The following is a 19,647-nucleotide window of genomic DNA, read 5'->3' as shown; positions in this document are numbered from 1 at the left end:
AGAGTGGACTCCCGGCCCGGCCGCCCAAGTATCCCCGAGCCGGTGCCGCCGTCGCTCGGCAGGGGCTCGGCGGCGATTCGGCGTGGCCACGGCCCGGCGCGTCATCGGGTTCCGCGAGCGGTGTACTTCTCGAGCAGCGGTACGTCGTCGGCGGTGACGATCGCGGGGCCGGTGAGTACGGGCTTCCCGCCGCCGATGACGTTTCCGTTGGACCGGTTGAGCCAGAGTTCGTCGACGGCGAGGTACCCCTGGAGGTAGGGCTGCTGGTCGACGGCGAAGCCGATCTCCTGCGCCTTCAGCTGCTTGACGACCTCGGCGTTGAGGTCGAAGGTGTCGATCTCGGCCGTGCTCCGGGCCCCCGCCCTGGCCTTGACCGAGGCGGCGGCGAAGGGGGCGCCGAGGGTGACGATCGTGTCGATGCCCTTGTCCGCCTGCAGCTTCGCTTCGATGGAGGAGGTGGCGGCGGGCATGTTGGTGCCTTCGACGCCGAGGTTCTCCACCGTGCCGCCGAACGTCTTCTTCACGCCTGCGCAGCGCTCCTCGAGGGACACGTTGCCCTGTTCGTGGATGACGCACAGGGCCTTCTTCCGGCCGCGTCCGTTGAGTTCCTCGCCGACCGCCTGGCCCGCCACCGCCTCGTCCTGCCCGATGTGGCTCAGGGCGCCGACCGCCTGGGAGTGCTGCGCGCCCGAGTTGATGGTGACGACGGGAATGCCGGCTTTCACCGCCTTCGCCACCACGTCCCGGACGGCTTCCGGTTTGGCGAGGGTGACGACGATGCCGTCGACCTTCTGGTCGATGGCTGCCTGGACGAGCTGGGCCTGCTCCTTGCCCTCCTTGTTCGCCGAGTAGAGGAACTCGACGTTGTCCTTGGCCGCGGCCTGTTCGGCGCCCTTGCGGACGATGTCCCAGAAGGTGTCGCCCTCGCCCGAGTGCGTGACCATCGCGATCCTCATCTCCGGGGTGGAGACACCGCGGGGGCCTTTCGGGGCGCCGTCCCCGGAGCCGGCCTCGGAGTCCTTTCCGCCGGAGCCGCTGCATCCGGCGACCGCGAGGGCGCATACGGCGATCAGGACTGCTGCCGTGCGAGTCGTGCGCATCGTTGGCCCGCCTTCTCTCCCGGCCGCCCGAGTGCGGCTGGGGGAGTTCTAGCGGCCTTACATGATCACGTCAAGAGTTTGTCCGAACATTCTTACTCAAAAGCTGGACGGGGAAGTGCGCTCAGGGCCGTACCAGCAGCTGGAATTCGAACGCGTACCGCGAGGCACGGTAGACGTGGGAGCCGAACTCGACCGCCCTGCCTCCGTCGTCGAAGGTGGTCCGCTCCATCGTCAGCAGCGGTGCTCCTTCGGCCTCCGTGAGCCGCTTCGCCTCCTCCGCCGTCGCGGCGCGCGCCCCGACGGACTGGCGGGCGCTGTGCAGCGTGATTCCCGAGAGGCGCATCATCCGGTAGAGCCCCGTCGACTCCAGCCGCTCGGTGGTGAGGTCGAGCAGGTCCGGCGGCAGGTGGTTGCGCAGGAGGGCCATGGGCTCGTCGTGCGCGTACCGCAGCCGTTCCACGAGGTGGACGTCGCTGCCCTCCTCGACACCGAGCGCCGCGGCGACCTCGGCCGTCGCCGCCTCGACGGTGTTGCGCAGGACCCGGGTCGCGGGGTGCTGACCGGCCGCCTCCAGATCGTCGTAGAGGCTGCTCAGTTCGAGCGGGCGCCTGATCCGGCTGTGGACGACCTGGGTGCCCACGCCCCTGCGGCGCACCATCAGCCCCTTGTCCACGAGCGACTGGATGGCCTGGCGGACGGTGGGCCTGGACAGGCCGAGCCGTGCGGCGAGTTCCAGCTCGTTGCCGAGGAGGCTGCCGGGTGTGAGCCGGCCCTGCTCGATCGCCGCCTCCAGCTGCTGGGCCAGCTGGTAGTAGAGCGGGACGGGGCTGGTGCGGTCCACGCCCAGCCCCAGAGCGGCGGAGTCGGCGGTGGGTTTGGACACGGCAGGGAGCGTACCCCGTCCCGCACCACAGCACCCCTCGATTTGTCAGGACATATAGTTGACAGGGCACCCGGCGGGCGGCACGTTGGGTCCATGCGCATCGGACTCATCGGCACCGGCCGGATCGGCTCCTTCCACGCGGGCGTCCTGGCACGCCATCCCCGGGTCGAATCCCTGGTGGTGACGGATCCCGACGCGGCCCGCGCCGCACAGGTCGCGGACCGGACGGGCGCCACGGCCGTCGCCTCCGCGGCCGACGTCCTCGGCGCGGGGGTGGACGCCGTGGTGATCGCCTCGGCCACCTCCGCGCACGCGGAGCTCATCGGCCGGGTGGCACGGGCGGGTCTGCCCGCCTTCTGCGAGAAGCCGATCGCGCTGGACCTCCCGGGGACACTGGGCGCTCTGCGCGAGGTCGACCGTGCGGGCAGTGTGCTCCAGCTCGGTTTCATGCGGCGGTTCGACCCGGGCTACGCCGCGGCACGCGCGGCCGTGCGCAGCGGCGCCCTGGGCCGGCTGCACACCGTACGGGCGACGACCGCCGACCCCGCTCCGCCGCCCGCCGCGTATCTGCCGCTCTCCGGGGGGCTGTTCAGGGACTGCCTCGTGCACGACTTCGACATCCTGCGCTGGGTGACGGGCCGTGAGGTGACGGAGGTGTACGCCACCGGGTCGGATGCCGGGCACCCGATGTTCCGGGCGGCGGGCGACGTGGACACGGCGGCCGCCCTGCTGACCCTGGACGACGGGACACTCGCCTCGGCCACCGCGACCCGGTGCAACGGGGCCGGGTACGACGTACGGATGGAACTCGCCGGCGAGCAGGACCAGATCACGGTGGGCCTCGACGACCGTACGCCGCTCACGTCGGCCGAACCGCAGGGTCCCGCGGCTCCGGACAAGCCGTGGCCGGGCTTCCTGGAGCGGTTCGCCCCGGCGTACGAGGCCGAGCTGGACGCGTTCGTACGCGTCGTCCGCGGTGAACTGGCGAACCCCTGCGACGGCCGGGAGGCGTTGCACGCCCTGCGCATCGCCGAGGCCTGCGAACTGTCGCGCCGCGAGCGCCGCCCGGTGGCGACGGCCGAGCTGGCCGGGGCCTGACGTCAGACTGCCGGCCCGGTCGGGAGAACCGTTCCCTGGGCCACCGCGCACAGCGCTTCGGCACCCTCGTCGTCCACGGTGTACAACTCGCAGCGCACGACGGCCTGTCTGCGGCCGGTGTGCGCGACGGCGGCCCTGGCGACGAGGGTGCGGCCGGCCGCGGGACGGACGTACTGGATGGAGAAGCCGCCCGTGAGCACGGCGGGGCCGAGCGTCGTCCCGGCCGCGAAAGTGATCGAGTTGTCGGCCGCGTAGGCCAGCACACCTCCGTGGAGGTACCCGTTCTGCTGCTTCAGGTCCTCGCGGACGTCGATCTCGAGGGTGGCGGCCCCGTCCCCGAACTCCGTGATCCGCGCACCGACGAGCCCGCTGAAGGGCTGGCTGTCGAGGATCCTCTGTGCCATCCGCAGAGATGGTTCCGTCACGGTGCTTCTCCCGATTCCGTTCCTACCAGGTCACGGGCAGACTACGGACCTCCCGGATCAGCATCCCCGGCAGCCGGTCGCGCTCGGTCAGCGTAGGCCGCCGTCGGGCGGGCCGTCCTCGTCCAGCAGGCCCGCGTCGTGGACCAGCAGCGCGATCTGGACACGGTTGTTGAGCCCGAGTCGGGCGAGGATCCGGGAGACGTGCGTCTTCACCGTGGCCACACTCAGGTAGAGGGCGGCGGCGATCTCCGCGTTGGAACTGCCGCGCCCGACCGCGACCGCCACGTCCCGTTCGCGGTCCGCGAGCTCGGACAACCGTTGCCGCGCGCGGGCCGCACGGGCCGGCCGGTCGTCCGCCGCACCACCCGCGGCATGGGCCATGAGGCGGCGGGTGACGGCGGGTGAGAGGACGGGCTCGCCGGCTGCGACGCGCCGGACCGCCTCGACGATCTGGGCGGGCGGGGTGTCCTTCAGGACAAAACCTGCCGCCCCCGCGCGGATGGCCCGCAGCACCTGCTCGTCGGCGTGGAAGGTGGTGAGGACGACGACCTCGGGGGCCTCGGGCCTGAGCCGCAGCGCCTCGGTCGCGGCCAGCCCGTCCATGACCGGCATCCGGATGTCCATCAGCACCACATCGGGGCGCAGCCGGTCGACCAGGCCCTCGACCTCGGTCCCGTCGGCGCCCTCCCCCACGATGTCGATGCCGTCGGCTCCGCCGAGCATCAGGGTGAGCCCGGCCCGTACGAGCGGGTCGTCGTCGACGATGAGCAGCCGGACCGGTGGCGGTGCGGGCGTGGGGGTGTTCATGCGGGCCACGGTAGCCAGGCCCGGACGCCGAATCCGCCGTCGGCCCCGGATCCGTGCTCCAGGCGGCCACCCGCCAGGGTGGCGCGCTCGGTGAGGCCGATGAGCCCCTGGCCCGATCCGGGGACCCTCTCGAAGTGTGCGGTGGGAGCGGGGTTGTGGACCTCGATCGTGAGCCCGTCGCCCGGGCCGCCGGTCACGGTCACGGTGACCGGGGCACCCGGTGCGTGCTTGCGGGCGTTGGTGAGGGCTTCCTGTGCGATGCGGTAGACGGTGCGCCCGGTGGCCGCGGGCGCCCGGGCCGGGTCGGCGACGCGGTTGTCCAGGGTGACCTTCGCCCCGGCCGCGACCGACTCCTCGACCAACGCGTCCAGGGTGACGAGCGTGGGCTGCGGCCGGTTGCCCTCGTCGCCCTCCCCGGGGCCGCGCAGGACGCCGATGATCTCGCGGAGGTCCTGGAGCGCCTCGTGGGCGCTGTCCCGGATGACTCCGGCGGCCCTGCCGACCTCGGCGGGGGGCGCGTCGGGCCGGAACTCAAGGGCGCCCGCGTGGACGCTGAGCAGGGTCAGCCGGTGGGCGAGGACGTCGTGCATCTCGCGGGCGATGGCCTCACGGGCCAGCCGTTGGGCCTGTTCGGCCCGGAGCGCCGCCTCGGCCTCCGCCCGGCGCGCCCGTTCGCGCAGGGTGACCACGAGCTGGCGCCGTGACCGTACGACCATGCCCCAGCTGACCACCAGCAGGACCAGCAGCACCCCGATGATCGTGGAGGCGATGAAGGAGGTGGCCGGGTCGGGCCGCAGCAGGGGCTGCAGGGGGGCCACGGCGAGAGCGCCCGCGCCGACGATCGCCACCGGTTTGAACGGCCGGTGCACGGCCAGGCTGAACAGGGCGATGAGCAGCGCTCCGGCCGCGACGGGTTCCACGATGCCGACGACGGTGAGCGACACCGCGAGCCCGACGGGCCAACGGCGCCGGAGCCACAGGGCGCAGCAGGCCGCGGCCCCGACCAGGGAGTCGACGAAGACGACCCCGTCCGGGGTGGTGTGGTCCGCGTCGATCGCGGCGAGGGCGAGCACCCCGATGAAGGCCGCGCACAGGAAGGCCGTGATGTCGTCGAGCCAGTCCCGTACGGTCCGGCGCGACCGGCCCCGGTCGCCGCCGGACAGCTCGTGGTCGGCCAGCGCCGAGGGCAGCAGCCAGCGGTACTCCGTGCGCGTCATATCGACAAAGCTACGCAGGCCGGACCCGCCGCAGGCCTGTTGCGGCCCGGGCAGAGACCAAAGTCGCACGATCCCAGACTTTCGGCGGGGCCCGCACGACCGGTGGCCGATGCCGTGACCGGGCCGTGCGCGACAGGCTCGGATCATGAAGAAATTCGTGGAGACGGCCGGGTTCATCGTGTTCGTCCAGGGAGCCGCCGGGCTGCTCCACGAGTGGACGGGGTGGTTCCGTCTGTGGGCGGTGGCGGCCCGGCTGGACTTCCTCGACGACTACGGGCTCTTCGTCAGCATCGTGCTGGTGGTGACCGGCGGGGCGGTCATGATCGCGGCGGACAGCATCAGGTCGTAGCCGACGGCCTGTCCACGCTGCGGCGCCCCCAGGCGGTTCCCACCAGGACGAGCACCGCGCCCAGCCCTCCGAGGATCCCCAGCCGTTCGCCGCCGAGGGAGATACCCACCGCTGCCGCCCAGAGCGGTTCCGTACCGAGCAGCAGGCTGACCCGGGACGGCGAGGTGCGGCGTACGGACCATGCCTGCACGAAGAACGCGAAGAGCGTGCAGAAGACGGAGAGGAAGACCAGCCCGGCCCACTCGGCGGCGCCGAAGTCCGCCGCCACCGTCCAGGGGGCGGGGCCCGTCCCGGGAACCGCGGCCAGCACGGCGAAGACGGCGACCGCACTGCCGAGCTGCACGGTGGTCAGCGACAGCGAGTCCGCCTCCTGGACCGCTTCGATGCGGGCCATGGCGAGGACGTGGACGGTACGGGCGAGGGCAGCGAGCAGCATCAGGAAGTCGCCCGCCGAGGGGCTGGTGAATCCGCCGCCCTGGGTCAGGAGCACCACACCGGCGACGGAGAGGCCGGCTGCGGCGAGAAAGGCCCTGGGCGGCCGGATCCGGGTGACCGCGGCCTCGGCGAGCGGCGTGAAGATCATGGTGAGGCTGATGATGAGCCCGGCGTTGGTGGCCGAGGTGTGCACGACGCCGTACGTCTCCAGCAGGAAGATCACGCTGAGTGCCAGCCCCAGCAGCCCGGCACCCCGCCACTGCCGCGCACTCAGCGCCCGCAGCTTGCGCCGGCCGGCCACGGCGAGGACCGGCAGCACGATGGCGAAGCGGAGCACGAGGACGGCGATCACGGTGTGCGTGGTGGTGATGCCCTTGGCCGCGAGGTAGCTGGCGCCCCAGACGAAGGCGACGAGCAGCACGGGCAGATCGGTGGCCCACGCGCGGCGGGGCGGGGCGAAGGCGGGCAGGGCGACGGAGGACATGTCGGCTTCTCCTGGTTCTCCACAGCGGGAAACGATGTGGAGACTTCGCCGGCTCACACGCGGAGCGATCACCGTATCGAACGGCGGCCCCCTCGAAAACCTCTGTCCACGGGGTGAGTCGGCCACCTGTTCGCAGGGGTCGTCACCGGTGGAACCGGTCCTACGGTGGTGCCGGCTCCTCCTAGGATGTCGGTCCTGGGACGCTCGGACACACGGAGTTGGCACATGGGTGGAGCGCGGCTGGACGGACGGGTCGAGCGGGGGAACCAGACCAGGCAGCTGGTGCTGGGGCGCGCGGTCCACGTCGCCTCGAGCGAGGGACTGGAGGGCCTGTCGCTCGGTCGGCTGGCCACGGAACTGAAGCTGAGCAAGAGCGGTGTGTTCGCCCTGTTCGGCTCCAAGGAGGAACTGCAGCTCGCCACCGTGCGCGCCGCCGTGACCGTCTTCGTCGAGCACGTGCTGACTCCGACCAGGGCGGCACCGCCCGGACTGGGGCGCGTCTGGCGCATGTGCGAGAGCTGGCTCTCCTATTCGCAGCGCCGGGTGTTCAGCGGTGGTTGCTTCTTCTACGCGACCATCGCCGAGTTCGACTCACGGGAGGGCAAGGTCCACGACGCGCTGGCCTCCACGCAGACGGGCTGGGTCACCTTCGTGGAGGAGACCATCGAGGAGGCCAGGGTGCGGGGTGAACTCGAGGCCGGCACGGACGTCTCGCAACTGGCCTTCGAGCTCATCGCGTTCATGGAACTGGCCAACGCCGAATCCGTACTGCACGACAACACCCCCGGCTACACCAAGGCGGCCCGGGCCATCCTGGGGCGGCTGCAAGCGGCCGCCACCGACCCGTCCCTGCTGCCGGCGGCTCCCTGAACGGATATAGGTGCACGACCGTTCGTTTAGTTATACGGTCGGCGTGAGGCCCGGGCACAAGCCCGGCCCGTCCACCTCGACGGAGGGGCCCGCCATGCCGAACGGCATCTTGAAGACGTCCTGGAGCTACGGTCCGGCTGCGCCCGGCACCGGCCCCCGCGCGGCCCTCGTCGTCAGCGTCACCGAATTCGTCACCCACCGCGCGTGGGGCACTCCTGCCGTCGCCGCCGAGGGCATGCGGCTGCGGCGCAGCTGGCCGCTGACGCCCGGGGCGGTCGCCATCCGGCTCTGGATGGACAAAGGCCTCCGACTGAACCGCTCGGGCTCGGTCACGGTCTGGGCCGACGAGGCCTCCCTGATGAAGTTCGTCGCCCGGCCGGACCACATGCGCGTCGTCCGGGCGTTCCGGGGGCGGGGCGTGATGCGCTCAGCCCTCCGGGAGACCGTGGCTGCCGCATCCTCCGGACCGGCCGCCGGTCCTGAACTGGCCCCGGTCTGGGCCTGCGCGGAACGCATACTGACCGGCGCCGAACCCTGGAGCTGAGAAGGCGTCGTGGACCTCGCCCCGGGGCCGTGAGGACGGTGGCCCGCGGCCGGTAGGTACGGATCGCGATGCGCTCACGATGGTCCGGGCACCGGTCGGCTCGAGGGCCGTCGGCTGCCCGCCGTCCACCCCTTGAGCCCGGCGCGCACCCCGGGCTCGGTGTCCGTTTCCCGCCGGTTCGCGGACCCCCGAAGGGCTTTCCTTGTTCATGCCGCCACCGAACGGGCGCGGCAGCACCGGCAGACAGGGAAGTGCGCGATGAACAGCACCAACAGGACCGCGCTCGTGACGGGCGGAAGCCGCGGCATCGGTGCGGCGGCCGCTCTCCGCCTCGCCCGGGACGGAGTCGACGTGGCACTGACGTACGTCCGTGACAAGGAGGCCGCCGAGGCCGTCGTCCGCCGGATAGAGGGGTACGGGCGCCGTGCGGTCGCCCTCCACTCGGACGCGGCCGACGCCGGCGCGGCAGAAGCGGCCGTGCACGAGGCGGCGGACACGTGGGGGCGGCTCGACATCCTCGTCAACAATGCGGGAATCGGTGTCCTCGGCCCCATCGCGGACCTGACCCCGGCCGATGTGGACCGCGTACTCGCCGTCAACGTGCGCGCCGTGTTCCTGGCCTGCCGGGCGGCGGCGGGACGGATGGCGGACGGCGGACGCATCATCTCGCTCGGCACCGCGCTGAGCAGGCACGCGGGCGGGCCCGGCGGCACGCTCTACGCCATGAGCAAGTCCGCCCTGGCCGGCCTCACCAAGCCGCTGGCCCGCGAGCTCGGCCCGCGCGGCATCACGGTGAACATCGTCCAGCCGGGCCCGGTGGACACCGACCTCAACCCGGCGTCCGGCCCGTTCGCCGCCGGACAGCGGTCCGCCACCGCACTGGACAGGTTCGGCACGACGGACGAAGTGGCCTCCCTGATCGCCTACTTGGCGAGCGCCGAAGCCGCGTACATCACCGGGACCGAGGTGGTGGTGGACGGCGGCCACGCGGCCTGATCGTCACGGATCGAACACTTCGGCCGCGGCTCGCACGGGGGTGGGGTGGGATGGCTCCATGCGAGCCGTACTCACCACCACCGCCGGAGTCTGCGCACTGTTGGCACTCAGCGCATGCACGCATGGGGCGGCGACTTCGCCCGGGCAGCGCCCGCCGGCGCCCGCTTCGGCACCCACCAGCCCGCCGGCGGACACGGCGGCGCTGGAATCGTCCGTACGCGCCTACGTGAAGGCCTACTACGAGCCCGACACCGCCGCCGCCTACCGGCTCCTCTCCGCGACGTGCCGGGACGAGTGGACGGAGGAGTTCTTCGCCGGACTCCCCGAGCGGGCGACGGCGACTGCCCGGCAGCTCGGAACGACGTACACCCTGCGGCGACTGATCGCGGGCAGGGTCACGAAGGACACCGCACAAGTGACCTACGGCGTCGGTGAGCCGAGATTCGACGAGACGTCCACCTGGGTCCTGGAGGACGGCGGGTGGCACAACGACCTCTGCTGACCGGGGCCGCGCCGCGCTGCCGCGTGTCGCCGCCGGTCCTACGCTGGCCGGGACGACAGCGAACGAAGTGGGAGACCATGAGCCAGACCCCGATCCCGGTCCACACCCTCAACGACGGCCGCTCCGTTCCCGCGGTGGGGCTCGGCACCTGGCCGCTCGACGACGAGGCGGCCGAGCAGGCGGTCGCCGGGGCACTGGGCCTCGGCTACCGCCTCGTGGACACCGCTCTGAACTACCGCAACGAGACCGGCACCGGACGGGGGATCGCCCGCAGTGGCGTACCGCGCGAGGACGTCTTCGTGACGACCAAGGTGCCCGGCCGGCATCACGGGTACGAGGAGACGCTGGCCTCCTTCGAGGAGTCCCGGGGCAATCTCGGGCTGGAGTACGTCGACCTGTACCTCATCCACTGGCCCCTCCCCGGCGTCGGCAGGTACGTGGACACCTGGAAGGCGATGATCAAGCTCCGCGAGGAAGGGCTCGTACGTTCCATCGGCGTCTCCAACTTCACCGCGGCCCATCTGGCCAGACTGGAGCAGGAGACGGGCGTGCTGCCCGCAGTGAACCAGATCGAGATGCACCCCCTGCTGCCGCAGGAGGAGTTGCGGGCGGTGCACGCCGCGAAGGGCATCGTCACGGAGAGCTGGAGCCCGCTGGCCCGGGGGCGCAAGGTGCTCGAGGCTCCGGAGGTCGTGGCTGCCGCCGGGGCGCACGGGGTGACACCGGGCCAGGTCGTGCTCCGGTGGCACACCCAGCTCGGTGCGGTACCGATCCCGAAGTCGGCCGATCCCGGGAGGCAGCGCGAGAACCTGGACCTGTTCGGGTTCGAGTTGACGCCCGAGGAGCTGTCACGGATCGGGGGCCGGCCGCAGCATCGCTTCGGCGGCGACCCCGAGTCGCACGAGGAGTTCTGACGTCGGCCCGGGTACCGCGAACGGTCGCCGCCGGCGACGGACGGGCGCCCCGGCGGGTCAGCGGTTGCGCGGGGTGACCTCCGACATGCGGGACCAGTCGTCGCCCGGCACCTCGACGTTGATGATCTCCGGGACCTCGGAGACGAGCCCGGACATCGTCTCGATCGCCGCCTTGAAGTGCTGCGAGTTCACATGCGCCACGCCCGCCTCCTGCGAGGCGAAGGCTTCGAGCAGGACGAACTGGTCCGGGTTCTCGACACTGTACGACCACTCGAAGAAGAGGTTGCCCGGCTCCTGACGGGTGGCGAGGGTGAAGTCGTCGACCGCGGGGAGCCAGTTGTCACGCTCGGCGGTACGGACGGTGAACCTGACGGCGATGAAGATCATGGCGACTCCTGGTCGACGGCGTGCCGCGGTGCGGGCGTCGACCAGGGTCCCATATGCCTTCAATCAGGGCATGCCCGGCACACCCGTGTGCCGCCGACGGCCCTGCGGTTCCTACCCGCCCAGCTCCTCGTGACGGGCGGCCAGCAGGTCCGCTCCTTGCGCGGTCAGTGAGCCGAAGAGCCGCAGCCTGGAGATCCCGCCGTCCGGGAAGATATCGATCCGGACGTGCGTGCCGAGCGCGGGCTCCGGAAGGACGAAGCGGTGGTTCGTGTCGGGCTGCAGCCGGGTGCGGGGCAGGATCTCGGTCCAGTCGCCGCCGCTCCCGTCGCGCATCGAAAGGGTCGCCCAGCCCGCCGCGTTGCCCTTGAGGTAGGCGGTGTCGATCTCGACGGCCCGGATCTCCGACTGCGCCGCCAGCCGGTAGCGGATCCAGTCGTTGCCCTTGTCCCGCCTGCGCCGCGTCTCCCAGCCGTCGTCCATCTTGCGGGAGCGGCCCGGGGCGATGGTGTTCGTGGCCGGGGAGTAGAAGCGGTCGGAGGCGTCCTCGACCTGGCCGCCGTTCTCCAGGGCCACGAGGTCGAACGTACCGAGGGCGGACAGCCAGGCGGGGTCGGGGGCCACCTCGCCGTGGACCCTCAGCCGGGCTATGCCGCCGTCCGGGTGCTGGTTGACCCTGAGGTGGGTGAAGCGCTGCCCGGCGTCGACCGTGAAGCCGTTGGCGGCGTGGCCGCCGACAGCCGTACGGGGCACGAGAGTTGTCCACTTCACGTCGGGTGCGAGGAGGTCCTCGGGCGACGGGGAGCCGGGCACCGAGGTCGCTTCGACGGAGACCGACTGCGGGTAGTTGCCTCGGAAGTGGGCGGTGTCGACGACGAGTCCGCGCACGATCCCAGGCGCTCCGAGGCGTACGAGGGCCCAGTCGTGGTCCTCGTCGGTGGGGTGCGGCTCGGCGGCACCCGTACCGCGTCGGCGGCGGGTCTCCCAGCCGTCCATGATCTTGCCCTTGTGGCCGAAGCGCTCCGGGTCGAACTCGGCGGGCTCCGGCTTCAGCAGGTTCTCGCGCTCGGCGAAGAACTCGTCGTTGGCGGCGATCACCCCGGCGCCGAGCCGGCGGTCCGCGAGGTCCACGAGATGGGTGAAGGGAAAGCCCGCGGTCCGGTAGTCGGCGTACGGGTCGCCACCTCCGTACGGGCTCGCGTCGCCGGTGAAGTGGGGTGTCGCCGTCATGGTCAGTGGTTCCTTTCGAGGAGGCGGCCGGTGGGTTCGCCGAGTACGCCGTCGGCCGCGATCCGCTGCCCGCGCAGCCATGTCGACCTGACGACGCCGTACAGTGTCCGGCCCGCGTAGGCGGTGACCTGGTTGCGGTGGAAGAGTTCGGCCGGGTCGACGGTGAAGGTCTCGTCGGGGGCGAGGACCGCGAAGTCCGCGTCGTGCCCGGCCTCGATGGCGCCCTTGCGGGTGAGACCGGCGAGCGCGGCGGGGGCGGCGGACATCCAGCGGGCGACGTCGTCGAGCGTGTGGCCACGCCTGCGCGCCTCGGTCCAGATGGCGGGGAGGCCCAGCTGGAGGGAGGAGATGCCGCCCCACGCGGAGGCGAAGTCAGGTGTCTTGAGGTCGGTGGTGCAGGGCGAGTGGTCGGAGACGATGCAGTCGATGGTCCCGTCCGCGAGTCCCGCCCACAGGGCGTCCTGGTTGGCGGCCTCCCTGATGGGCGGGCAGCACTTGAACTCCGTCGCGCCGTCCGGGACTTCCTCTGCCGTGAGGGTGAGGAAGTGCGGGCAGGACTCGACGGTGACGCGTACGCCCCGGCGCTTGGCGGCGGCGATCAGCGGCAGGGCGTCACTGGAGGAGAGGTGCAGGACGTGGACGCGGGCGTTCAGCCGCTCGGCGTGGGCGATGAGGCCCTCGATGGCGGTGTTCTCGGCGTCGCGCGGCCGGGAGGCGAGGAAGTCGGCGTAGGCCGGGCCGCTGCGCTGCGGTGCGGACGCCAGGTGGTGCGGATCCTCGGCGTGCACGATCAGGAGTCCGCCGAAGCCGGCGATCTCGGCCATGGAGCGGGCCAGTTGCTCCTGGTCCAGCTCGGGGAACTCCTCGACCCCGGAGGGCGAGAGGAAGCACTTGAAGCCGAAGATCCCGGCCTCGTACAGCGGACGCAGATCCTTCGTGTTCGACGGGATCGCGCCGCCCCAGAAGCCGGTGTCGACGTGCGCCTTGGGCGCCGCCACCTGCTGCTTGGTACGCAGGTGCTGGACGGTGGTGGTCGGCGGGAGGGAGTTGAGCGGCATGTCCAGCAGGGTGGTGATGCCGCCTGCCGCGGCTGCCCGGGTGGCGGTCCAGAAGCCTTCCCACTCGGTGCGGCCGGGGTCGTTCACATGGACGTGGGTGTCGACGAGGCCGGGCAGCAGTACGTCGTCGCCGAAGTCCTCGGTCCGGGCCCCGTCGGGCACCTCGGTGTCATGGGGCAGGACCGCCTCGATCGTCCCGCCGGCGACGACGACCGCGGCCGCGCGGGTCCCCTCGGGGGTGACGACGCGCGTCGAGCGCAGTACCAGTTTCATGTCCGCCTTCACGTCCGCACCGGGCACCCGTGCTCCTCACTCAGGATTTCAACGAATTGTTGAAGGAGTCTTCACTCGGGAAAGCACCCCGTCAAGACCTCACCTTCCCCGCAGGGCGCCGAACGGGCCACCGGCGGCCCGCAGAACGGCACCGCTTGAAGGATTCCACAAAGTAGAAGTCTAATTTCGTCATGCGGAACGTAGAATGAACCAGGAGTGGCACCACCGCACTCCGGACAGACCCGGGTCCGGACCGTCGACACCGGGACAGAACAGGTTCTGACCGGCAAGGACGCCGCACCCGGAGCAGTGGGCCGATCGGGAACAGCCCGGTAGGCTGCTGCCTTGCCTCCGCTTCGAAAGGACCGTTGACGTGCCGCCGTCCCACGCCAGCACATCCGACTCCAAGCCCGCCGGTCCCAGTGGCGGGGTGCAGTCTCTCGAGCGCGCTTTCGATCTGCTGGAGCGCATGGCGGATGCCGGGGGCGAGGTCGGACTCAGCGAACTCTCCGCGAGCAGTGGCCTTCCGCTGCCGACCATCCACCGGCTGGTACGCACGCTGGTCGCGTGCGGCTACGTACGCCAGCAGCCCAACCGCCGTTACGCGCTGGGCCCGCGGCTGATCAGGCTCGGCGAGTCCGCGTCACGGCTGCTGGGCACCTGGGCGCGCCCGTATCTCCAGCGCCTGGTCGAGGAGACCGGCGAGACGGCGAACATGGCGCTGCTCGACGGGGACGAGATCGTCTACGTCGCGCAGGTGCCCTCGAAGCACTCGATGCGCATGTTCACCGAGGTGGGCCGGCGGGTGCTCCCGCACTCCACGGGGGTGGGCAAGGCCCTGCTCGCGAACACGCCCGCCGACGAGGTCCGGGCGCTGCTGGCCCGTACCGGAATGCCCGCGGCCACCGAGAAGACGATCACCACGCCGGACGGCTTCCTCGACGCGCTCGAACAGGTGCGCAGGGCGGGCTACGCGGTGGACGACAACGAGCAGGAGATCGGGGTCCGCTGCCTCGCGGTGTCCGTACCCAACTCCCCCACCTCGGCCGCCATCTCCATCTCGGGTCCGGCGGGACGGGTGACGGAGGCGGCGACGGAGCGGATCGTGCCGATCCTCCAGCAGATCTCGAAGGAACTCTCCGAGGCCCTGGCCAGCAACGGCTCGACGGCCTGAACCCCCAGGGGCCGTGACGGCCCCTGGGGTCAGACCCGCGACGGCACCGACAGACAGCCGTCCCCCATCGCCACCGTCCCGTCCGCCCGGTGCAGGTGGGCCCGGTCGTGGGTGACCATCACCGTCGCCGTCGACCGTTGCCGGGTCAGCCCGATCAGCAGGTCGAGGACCGCCGCGCCCCGTTCGTGGTCGAGCGCGCTGGTCGGTTCGTCGACGAGCAGCACCGCAGGCTCGTTCATCAGGGCCCGTGCGATGTTGACCCGCTGACGCTGACCACCGGACAGCTGGTGCGGTCTGCGGTCGGCCCTGTCCGCGAGGCCCACCGCGTCCAGCAGCTCCAGTGCCCGGCGCCGTGCTGCCCGCGCCGAGCCACGCGACAGGTGGGCCATGACCTGCAGCTGCTCCGCGGCGGTCAGGGACGGCAGCAGGTTGGGCTGCTGGAAGACGATGCCGATGCGCTCCCGGCGCAGTTCCGCCCTGTCCGCGCGGCTGAGCCCGGCGGTCTCCGTACCGGCGACGACGACGCGTCCCCGGTCCGGGGTGACGAGCGTGGCCGCCACCGCGAGCAGGCTGGACTTGCCGGACCCGGACGGTCCGACGACCGCCGTCAGCGAGCCCGCGGCGACGTCCAGTGAGACCCGGTCGAGCGCTGTGAGTCGGGCATCACCGTCGGGGTAGGTCAGGGTGACATCACTGAGGACGAGGGTCATCGGACACTCCCGAGTGCGGTGAGCGGGTCGACGGCGGTGATCCGCCGGATGGACAGGGCGGCCCCGAGAACACCGAGGGCGGTCATCACCGCGGCGGGTACGAGGACGGTCGACGCGTCGAGGACGAACGGCACGGTGCCGCCCGGGCCCCCGACCAGCGCACCGATGCCCGCGGTGAGCGCGGTGCCCGTTCCCGTACCGACAACGAGCATCACCACGGCCTGCCCGAGCGCGTCCCGCAGCAGGTACGGGGTGGAGGCTCCCAGGGCCTTGAGCACGGCGACGTCGCCGCTGCGCTGGATCGTCCAGACGGTGAAGAAGGCGCCGGTGACCAGCGCGGAGATGGCGAAGAGGGCGGCGCGCATCAGCTGGAGCGAGCCGTTCTCTGCCTGATACGAACCGATGGCCGCGAGGGAGCCTTCGAGGGTCAGGGTGCTCGTGCCCGCCGCCTCGTCACCGGCCGCCAGATCGGCGCCGGGGGCCGTGGTCAGGGCGACGACGGTGGCCTGATCGCCTGTGCCACCGATGCGCTGCCAGTCTGCGAGGGATGTCCACACCACCGGCGTATGGCTGTACGAGGCGTTGCCCCGGACCGCGTCCACGGTCACTTCTGCGGCGCCGAGCAGGACCGTGTCACCGATCCCGGCTCCCAGGTCGGCCGCGGCCTTCTCGGAGAGCACGGCCCGGCCGGTCCCCACACCGCGCGGTGCGAGGCCGCCGTGCGGTTCGGCTCCGAACGCCGAGACCGCAGCCGTCCTGTCGCCGTCGGCCGTCCCCGCGTTCAGTGTCCGGATCCCGAGCGGCTCGGCGGCGGTGACCCCGGGCAGGCCGGCCCAGGCATCCCAGGCGCTCTTCTCGACGGTCGAATTCGTGAACGACTCCGACTGGCCGTCCGGCGGGGCGGCGAACGCGAGACGATCGGCTTTCAGCCCTGTGACGGCCGAGGTGTTCTCCCTGGCCAGGCCGGCCGTGAGACCGGACAGCAGGCCCACGAGCAGCGTGATCAGCACCACCACCGTGCCCATGAGGGCGAACCGGCCCCTGGCGAACCGTAGGTCTCTCCATGCAACGAACATGACTCCAGACTCGGGCCGCGCACCTCGGGAAACATCGCGCGCCGGAGGGGGTGGACATCAACCTTTCGATTGACCGGCCGCGCGTCCGGTGCGCCTAGGCTGGAACAACCATGGATTCGCGTTCGCACACCCCCGTCACCGCCGCGCTGCGGCTCTGCCTGCACGCGCTGCTGATGGGGCTGCTGGCACTGGCCGCGGCCCGCGCGGTGAGTGACGGCACGACGCACTCCACGGCCGTCGTCGTCGTGGCGGGGGTGATGGCCGCGCTGTACGCGGCGGGTGCGTCGGCCCCCGCCGTACAGTCGCGGACCCGCGCCGCCGCCGTGTGGCTCGCCGCTCTGGGCGCGGTCTGGCTCGCCCTGCTCGCGCTGTCGTCCGATGCCCTGTGGGTGGCCTTCCCGCTCTACTTCCTGCAGCTGCACCTGCTCCCGGCGCGGTGGGGCCTGCCCGCCGTGGCGGCCACGGCGGCGGCTGCGATCACCAGCTTCGTCCTGCACGGCGATGCCGTCACGCCCGGCGCCTTCATCGGGCCGCTGCTCGGTGCGGCGGTGGCCGTGGCGACCGTGCTCGGGTACGACGCGCTGTTCCGGGAGAGCGAGCGACGCCGCGAGCTGATCCACGAGCTCGTTTCCACCCGGGCGGAGCTCGCCGACGCCGAACGCACCGCGGGCACCCTGGCCGAACGGGAGCGGCTGGCCCGCGAGATCCACGACACCCTCGCCCAGGGCCTGTCCAGCATCCAGCTGCTCCTGCGGGCGGCCGAACGCACGCTGCCCGACGATGCTCCGGCCACCGCACACGTCCGCCGGGCCCGTGAGGCGGCGCAGGACAATCTGGCCGAGGCCAGGCGCTTCGTACGCGCCCTGAGCCCGCCGGACCTGGAGCACGGTTCGCTGGCCGCGGCCCTCGCCCGTCTCTCGTCGCGTACCTCGACACCGGACCTCACCGTGCAGTTCGCTGTCAGCGGTACGCCGGTGGAGCTGCCCACTCCGTACGAGGTGGCGTTGCTCCGTACCGCCCAGTCGGCGCTGGCCAACGCGGTGCGCCACTCGGGTGCGCGGCGGACGGAGATCACCCTCAGCTTCATGGGGACAACGGTGGCCCTGGACGTCGTGGACGACGGGAAGGGCTTCGACCCGGCGGTGGGTGGGGGGCCGGGCGGCACGGAGAGCGGGGGCTTCGGGCTGCCCGCCATGCGCGCGCGGGCCCGCTCGCTGGGCGGCACCCTGAGCGTGGAGTCGGCGCCGGAGCAGGGTACGGCCGTCGCCGTCACGCTGCCGCTGCCGGCTTCCGAGCCGAAGGGCGCCGCCGCATGACCGACCCGATCCGGCTGCTGCTCGCCGACGACCACCCGGTGGTCCGGGCAGGCCTGCGCGCCCTCCTGGACACCGAGCCGGACTTCCGGGTCGTCGCCGAGGCGACCACGGCGGAGGAGGCCGTCGCACTCGCGACGACCGGGCGGTTCGACGTCGTCCTGATGGACCTGCAGTTCGGTACGGGGATGCACGGCGCGGAGGCCACGGCCGCGATCACCGCGGTGGCGGGCGCTCCCCGGGTGCTGATTCTCACCACGTACGAGTCGGACGCGGACATTCTGGCCGCGGTCGAAGCGGGGGCCGGCGGCTACCTGCTGAAGGACGCCCCGCCGACGGAGCTGGCGGCAGCGGTGCGTACGGCGGCTGCCGGCCGTTCGGCGCTCGCACCGGCGGTCGCGCACCGCCTGATGGACCGGATGCGGACCCCTGCCCAGGCCCTGACCAAACGTGAGCTCGAAGTGCTCCAGCTGGTCGGCGAGGGCCTGTCGAACCAGCAGATCAGCAAGCGGCTCTTCCTGAGCCAGGCGACGGTGAAGTCCCATCTGGTGCACATCTACGCCAAGCTCGGCGTCGACTCCCGCACCTCGGCGGTCGCCGCGGCGACCGCACGCCGTCTGATCCGCCGCTGACCTGGCGCGTTTCCCCCACGGGCGCGGCGGCGGACCCGGCCCGTCGCGCTGCCCTCACGGGCGGGGCGGCTCCCCGAAGAGGTCCACGGCGATCCTTACGTCCCGCAGGCCGGGAGCGAGTGCGCTGACCGATCCGATCGCCCCCGCAACCAGCAGGAGGGAACGGCGCAGCCGGGGAATCTCGGGCGTTCCGCTGACCGCCATGGCGTCCAGCGCGGCCAGCTCGTCCTCGGCGATTCCGCGGTCGGGGAACTCCACGGGGTGTCCGGCCAGTTCACGGCGGAGCCGCGAAACGGCCGTACGCAACTCCGCGACCCTCGGGTCCTCATCACTGCCGGTCAACCGCTTCTGCCCCACGCTTCGCAACAAAGCACTCCCCCTCGCACGTATCTGTGCCGGTGTCCCGACCAGGTCCCTGGCGGCGGTCAAGTGCCCGGGGCCGTCCGTAAGTTAACGCCATCAAAGGTGGCGTGCGCCACTCCGCGGCCGGAAAATGAGGGTACTCCCTGAGGGTGCCCTCCAATTCGCCAGTGCGACCGGGCCCTGCGAGCAGCCGAAGCCGCCGACGGCCCGCTGCGCATCGCGGCCGCGAAGGGGAACCTGGGCCAACCACTGCTGGCGCAGCCTGGGCAGGAAGGTGACGCCGCCGACGTCGCGCAGACTGCCGGGGATGACCTTGCCCGTTCGCTCACCACGTCGCAGACCGCTGCCGTCCGCGGGGTCCTTGAGCTCGTCACGGTTGTCGCCGAAGCGCGGATCGGCCGGGCTTGGGCGGCACGGGATCGCCTCACTGACAAGGTGCTTCCGCTCGCCCGTCAAGCGGGGAGGGCAACATCTGCCGCACCGTCTTTGGCCCCATCAACACGCAGTTGCACGCCGTGTCCGTGGAGATGACCGACGGCAACGCGGTCGAAGGGCTTCGCCCAGCCGATCGGGTAGACACTGGCAGGCTCCCCTCGCTGGAGCGGCTGTTCACCTTCGGGCTGGAAGTGCCCCGCTACTACGACCTGCGCCGGGCTTCATCGGCTTGCAGGTCGACGCTGCCGACCGTTCAGTTGCGGCTTGTCGGATGCCGTCCTTCCTTCAACACCGCGGCCCGCACACCACCCTCCGTGACGACAGCTTGAGCAGGGCAAGTCGGACAGGCCCTCCGTGGGAAGCGGTGCTGTTTCT

At 71.8% G+C, this 19,647-nt stretch carries 22 protein-coding genes; 10 read left to right on the top strand and 12 right to left on the bottom strand.

What is annotated here, in order from left to right:
* Nucleotides 1-101: 101 nt before the first annotated feature.
* Nucleotides 102-1,100: a sugar ABC transporter substrate-binding protein gene (locus ACFW9O_RS20075; protein WP_351174105.1), complete on the bottom strand. Its 999-nt coding sequence runs from the start codon at nt 1,098-1,100 to the stop codon at nt 102-104.
* Between the two features lie 121 nt (nt 1,101-1,221).
* Nucleotides 1,222-1,983: a GntR family transcriptional regulator gene (locus ACFW9O_RS20070; RefSeq protein ID WP_351174102.1), complete on the bottom strand. Its 762-nt coding sequence runs from the start codon at nt 1,981-1,983 to the stop codon at nt 1,222-1,224.
* 93 nt (nt 1,984-2,076) lie between these two features.
* Here ACFW9O_RS20070 and ACFW9O_RS20065 point away from each other — a divergent pair, with 93 nt between their 5' ends.
* A complete protein-coding gene (locus ACFW9O_RS20065; RefSeq protein WP_351174099.1) occupies nt 2,077-3,081 on the top strand; it encodes a Gfo/Idh/MocA family oxidoreductase in 1,005 nt (334 codons plus the stop codon).
* A 2-nt stretch (nt 3,082-3,083) separates the two neighbouring features.
* Here the strand turns inward: ACFW9O_RS20065 and ACFW9O_RS20060 are convergent, their stop codons facing one another.
* From ACFW9O_RS20060 to ACFW9O_RS20050, 3 genes are all read right to left on the bottom strand, one after another.
* Entirely contained in the window at nt 3,084-3,485 is a 402-nt protein-coding gene (locus ACFW9O_RS20060; protein ID WP_384610988.1) for a PaaI family thioesterase, read from the bottom strand.
* Nucleotides 3,486-3,593: 108 nt separating this feature from the next.
* Nucleotides 3,594-4,313, bottom strand: a complete 720-nt coding sequence (locus ACFW9O_RS20055; protein WP_384610986.1) for a response regulator — start codon at nt 4,311-4,313, stop codon at nt 3,594-3,596.
* The gene (locus tag ACFW9O_RS20050) at nt 4,310-5,530 is read right to left on the bottom strand and encodes a sensor histidine kinase (RefSeq protein ID WP_384610984.1); all 1,221 of its coding nucleotides are present in this window, start codon (nt 5,528-5,530) and stop codon (nt 4,310-4,312) included. The genes ACFW9O_RS20055 and ACFW9O_RS20050 overlap by 4 nt, the downstream gene beginning before the upstream one ends.
* A 145-nt stretch (nt 5,531-5,675) precedes the next feature.
* Between ACFW9O_RS20050 and ACFW9O_RS20045 the strand changes: the two genes are divergently transcribed.
* Entirely contained in the window at nt 5,676-5,879 is a 204-nt protein-coding gene (locus tag ACFW9O_RS20045) for a hypothetical protein (protein ID WP_384610982.1), read from the top strand.
* Here ACFW9O_RS20045 and ACFW9O_RS20040 read toward each other — a convergent pair.
* Nucleotides 5,869-6,798, bottom strand: coding sequence for a DMT family transporter (locus ACFW9O_RS20040; protein ID WP_384610980.1), 930 nt, complete (start codon nt 6,796-6,798; stop codon nt 5,869-5,871). The genes ACFW9O_RS20045 and ACFW9O_RS20040 overlap by 11 nt on opposite strands.
* Before the next feature lie 225 nt (nt 6,799-7,023).
* On the opposite strand from ACFW9O_RS20040, the gene ACFW9O_RS20035 reads away from it, so the two are divergent.
* The 5 genes from ACFW9O_RS20035 (at nt 7,024) to ACFW9O_RS20015 (ending at nt 10,624) form a co-directional block, all read left to right on the top strand.
* Nucleotides 7,024-7,668: a TetR/AcrR family transcriptional regulator gene (locus ACFW9O_RS20035; protein ID WP_384610978.1), complete on the top strand. Its 645-nt coding sequence runs from the start codon at nt 7,024-7,026 to the stop codon at nt 7,666-7,668.
* Nucleotides 7,669-7,762: 94 nt separating this feature from the next.
* Nucleotides 7,763-8,212 (top strand): hypothetical protein, encoded by a 450-nt coding sequence (locus tag ACFW9O_RS20030; protein WP_384610976.1) that lies wholly within the window; start codon nt 7,763-7,765, stop codon nt 8,210-8,212.
* A 258-nt stretch (nt 8,213-8,470) separates the two neighbouring features.
* The gene (locus ACFW9O_RS20025) at nt 8,471-9,208 is read left to right on the top strand and encodes an SDR family oxidoreductase (RefSeq protein WP_384610974.1); all 738 of its coding nucleotides are present in this window, start codon (nt 8,471-8,473) and stop codon (nt 9,206-9,208) included.
* 58 nt (nt 9,209-9,266) lie between these two features.
* Entirely contained in the window at nt 9,267-9,710 is a 444-nt protein-coding gene (locus ACFW9O_RS20020; RefSeq protein ID WP_384610973.1) for a hypothetical protein, read from the top strand.
* A gap of 77 nt (nt 9,711-9,787) precedes the next feature.
* Nucleotides 9,788-10,624, top strand: coding sequence for an aldo/keto reductase (locus tag ACFW9O_RS20015; RefSeq protein WP_351174072.1), 837 nt, complete (start codon nt 9,788-9,790; stop codon nt 10,622-10,624).
* 57 nt (nt 10,625-10,681) lie between these two features.
* Here ACFW9O_RS20015 and ACFW9O_RS20010 read toward each other — a convergent pair whose 3' ends face one another.
* The 3 genes from ACFW9O_RS20010 to allB all read right to left on the bottom strand — a co-directional run bounded on the left by ACFW9O_RS20010 (nt 10,682) and on the right by allB (nt 13,569).
* Nucleotides 10,682-11,011 carry a putative quinol monooxygenase gene (locus ACFW9O_RS20010; RefSeq protein WP_329214970.1) on the bottom strand — a complete coding sequence of 110 codons (330 nt, stop codon included), beginning with the start codon at nt 11,009-11,011 and terminating at the stop codon, nt 10,682-10,684.
* Between the two features lie 111 nt (nt 11,012-11,122).
* Entirely contained in the window at nt 11,123-12,238 is a 1,116-nt protein-coding gene (alc, locus tag ACFW9O_RS20005) for an allantoicase (RefSeq protein WP_384610972.1), read from the bottom strand.
* A gap of 2 nt (nt 12,239-12,240) precedes the next feature.
* Entirely contained in the window at nt 12,241-13,569 is a 1,329-nt protein-coding gene (allB, locus tag ACFW9O_RS20000) for an allantoinase AllB (protein ID WP_384611291.1), read from the bottom strand.
* A gap of 373 nt (nt 13,570-13,942) precedes the next feature.
* Between allB and ACFW9O_RS19995 the strand changes: the two genes are divergently transcribed.
* Nucleotides 13,943-14,743, top strand: coding sequence for an IclR family transcriptional regulator (locus ACFW9O_RS19995; RefSeq protein WP_384610970.1), 801 nt, complete (start codon nt 13,943-13,945; stop codon nt 14,741-14,743).
* Nucleotides 14,744-14,772: 29 nt separating this feature from the next.
* On the opposite strand, the gene ACFW9O_RS19990 is transcribed toward ACFW9O_RS19995, so the two are convergent.
* Both ACFW9O_RS19990 and ACFW9O_RS19985 read right to left on the bottom strand, forming a co-directional pair.
* On the bottom strand, nt 14,773-15,453 hold the full coding sequence (locus ACFW9O_RS19990; protein ID WP_384610968.1) for an ABC transporter ATP-binding protein: 681 nt from the start codon (nt 15,451-15,453) through the stop codon (nt 14,773-14,775).
* A complete protein-coding gene (locus ACFW9O_RS19985; RefSeq protein ID WP_384610966.1) occupies nt 15,450-16,529 on the bottom strand; it encodes an ABC transporter permease in 1,080 nt (359 codons plus the stop codon). The genes ACFW9O_RS19990 and ACFW9O_RS19985 overlap by 4 nt, the downstream gene beginning before the upstream one ends.
* Nucleotides 16,530-16,639: 110 nt before the next feature.
* Between ACFW9O_RS19985 and ACFW9O_RS19980 the strand changes: the two genes are divergently transcribed.
* A complete protein-coding gene (locus ACFW9O_RS19980) occupies nt 16,640-17,845 on the top strand; it encodes a sensor histidine kinase (RefSeq protein WP_384610964.1) in 1,206 nt (401 codons plus the stop codon).
* Nucleotides 17,842-18,474: a response regulator gene (locus ACFW9O_RS19975; RefSeq protein ID WP_384610962.1), complete on the top strand. Its 633-nt coding sequence runs from the start codon at nt 17,842-17,844 to the stop codon at nt 18,472-18,474. The genes ACFW9O_RS19980 and ACFW9O_RS19975 overlap by 4 nt, the downstream gene beginning before the upstream one ends.
* A gap of 54 nt (nt 18,475-18,528) precedes the next feature.
* Here ACFW9O_RS19975 and ACFW9O_RS19970 read toward each other — a convergent pair whose 3' ends face one another.
* Nucleotides 18,529-18,831, bottom strand: a complete 303-nt coding sequence (locus ACFW9O_RS19970) for a DUF5955 family protein (RefSeq protein ID WP_329214973.1) — start codon at nt 18,829-18,831, stop codon at nt 18,529-18,531.
* Between the last annotated feature and the right edge of the window lie 816 nt (nt 18,832-19,647).

This window comes from Streptomyces sp. NPDC059499 (genome assembly GCF_042749285.1).
Taxonomy (GTDB): Bacteria; Actinomycetota; Actinomycetes; order Streptomycetales; family Streptomycetaceae; genus Streptomyces.
The sequence above is the reverse complement of the archived record's forward strand: the minus strand, read 5'-3'. Positions and strand labels throughout refer to the sequence as shown.

Bases quoted from the DNA above. Each gene is read 5' to 3' on its own strand.
- ACFW9O_RS20075 (WP_351174105.1), bottom strand. From the start codon at position 1,100: ATGCGCACGACTCGCACGGCAGCAGTCCTGATCGCCGTATGCGCCCTC.
- ACFW9O_RS20065 (WP_351174099.1), top strand. From the start codon at position 2,077: ATGCGCATCGGACTCATCGGCACCGGCCGGATCGGCTCCTTCCACGCG.
- ACFW9O_RS20060 (WP_384610988.1), bottom strand. From the start codon at position 3,485: ATGGCACAGAGGATCCTCGACAGCCAGCCCTTCAGCGGGCTCGTCGGT.
- ACFW9O_RS20055 (WP_384610986.1), bottom strand. From the start codon at position 4,313: ATGAACACCCCCACGCCCGCACCGCCACCGGTCCGGCTGCTCATCGTC.
- ACFW9O_RS20050 (WP_384610984.1), bottom strand. From the start codon at position 5,530: ATGACGCGCACGGAGTACCGCTGGCTGCTGCCCTCGGCGCTGGCCGAC.
- ACFW9O_RS20045 (WP_384610982.1), top strand. From the start codon at position 5,676: ATGAAGAAATTCGTGGAGACGGCCGGGTTCATCGTGTTCGTCCAGGGA.
- ACFW9O_RS20040 (WP_384610980.1), bottom strand. From the start codon at position 6,798: ATGTCCTCCGTCGCCCTGCCCGCCTTCGCCCCGCCCCGCCGCGCGTGG.
- ACFW9O_RS20035 (WP_384610978.1), top strand. From the start codon at position 7,024: ATGGGTGGAGCGCGGCTGGACGGACGGGTCGAGCGGGGGAACCAGACC.
- ACFW9O_RS20030 (WP_384610976.1), top strand. From the start codon at position 7,763: ATGCCGAACGGCATCTTGAAGACGTCCTGGAGCTACGGTCCGGCTGCG.
- ACFW9O_RS20025 (WP_384610974.1), top strand. From the start codon at position 8,471: ATGAACAGCACCAACAGGACCGCGCTCGTGACGGGCGGAAGCCGCGGC.
- ACFW9O_RS20020 (WP_384610973.1), top strand. From the start codon at position 9,267: ATGCGAGCCGTACTCACCACCACCGCCGGAGTCTGCGCACTGTTGGCA.
- ACFW9O_RS20015 (WP_351174072.1), top strand. From the start codon at position 9,788: ATGAGCCAGACCCCGATCCCGGTCCACACCCTCAACGACGGCCGCTCC.
- ACFW9O_RS20010 (WP_329214970.1), bottom strand. From the start codon at position 11,011: ATGATCTTCATCGCCGTCAGGTTCACCGTCCGTACCGCCGAGCGTGAC.
- alc (WP_384610972.1), bottom strand. From the start codon at position 12,238: ATGACGGCGACACCCCACTTCACCGGCGACGCGAGCCCGTACGGAGGT.
- allB (WP_384611291.1), bottom strand. From the start codon at position 13,569: ATGAAACTGGTACTGCGCTCGACGCGCGTCGTCACCCCCGAGGGGACC.
- ACFW9O_RS19990 (WP_384610968.1), bottom strand. From the start codon at position 15,453: ATGACCCTCGTCCTCAGTGATGTCACCCTGACCTACCCCGACGGTGAT.
- ACFW9O_RS19985 (WP_384610966.1), bottom strand. From the start codon at position 16,529: ATGTTCGTTGCATGGAGAGACCTACGGTTCGCCAGGGGCCGGTTCGCC.
- ACFW9O_RS19980 (WP_384610964.1), top strand. From the start codon at position 16,640: ATGGATTCGCGTTCGCACACCCCCGTCACCGCCGCGCTGCGGCTCTGC.
- ACFW9O_RS19975 (WP_384610962.1), top strand. From the start codon at position 17,842: ATGACCGACCCGATCCGGCTGCTGCTCGCCGACGACCACCCGGTGGTC.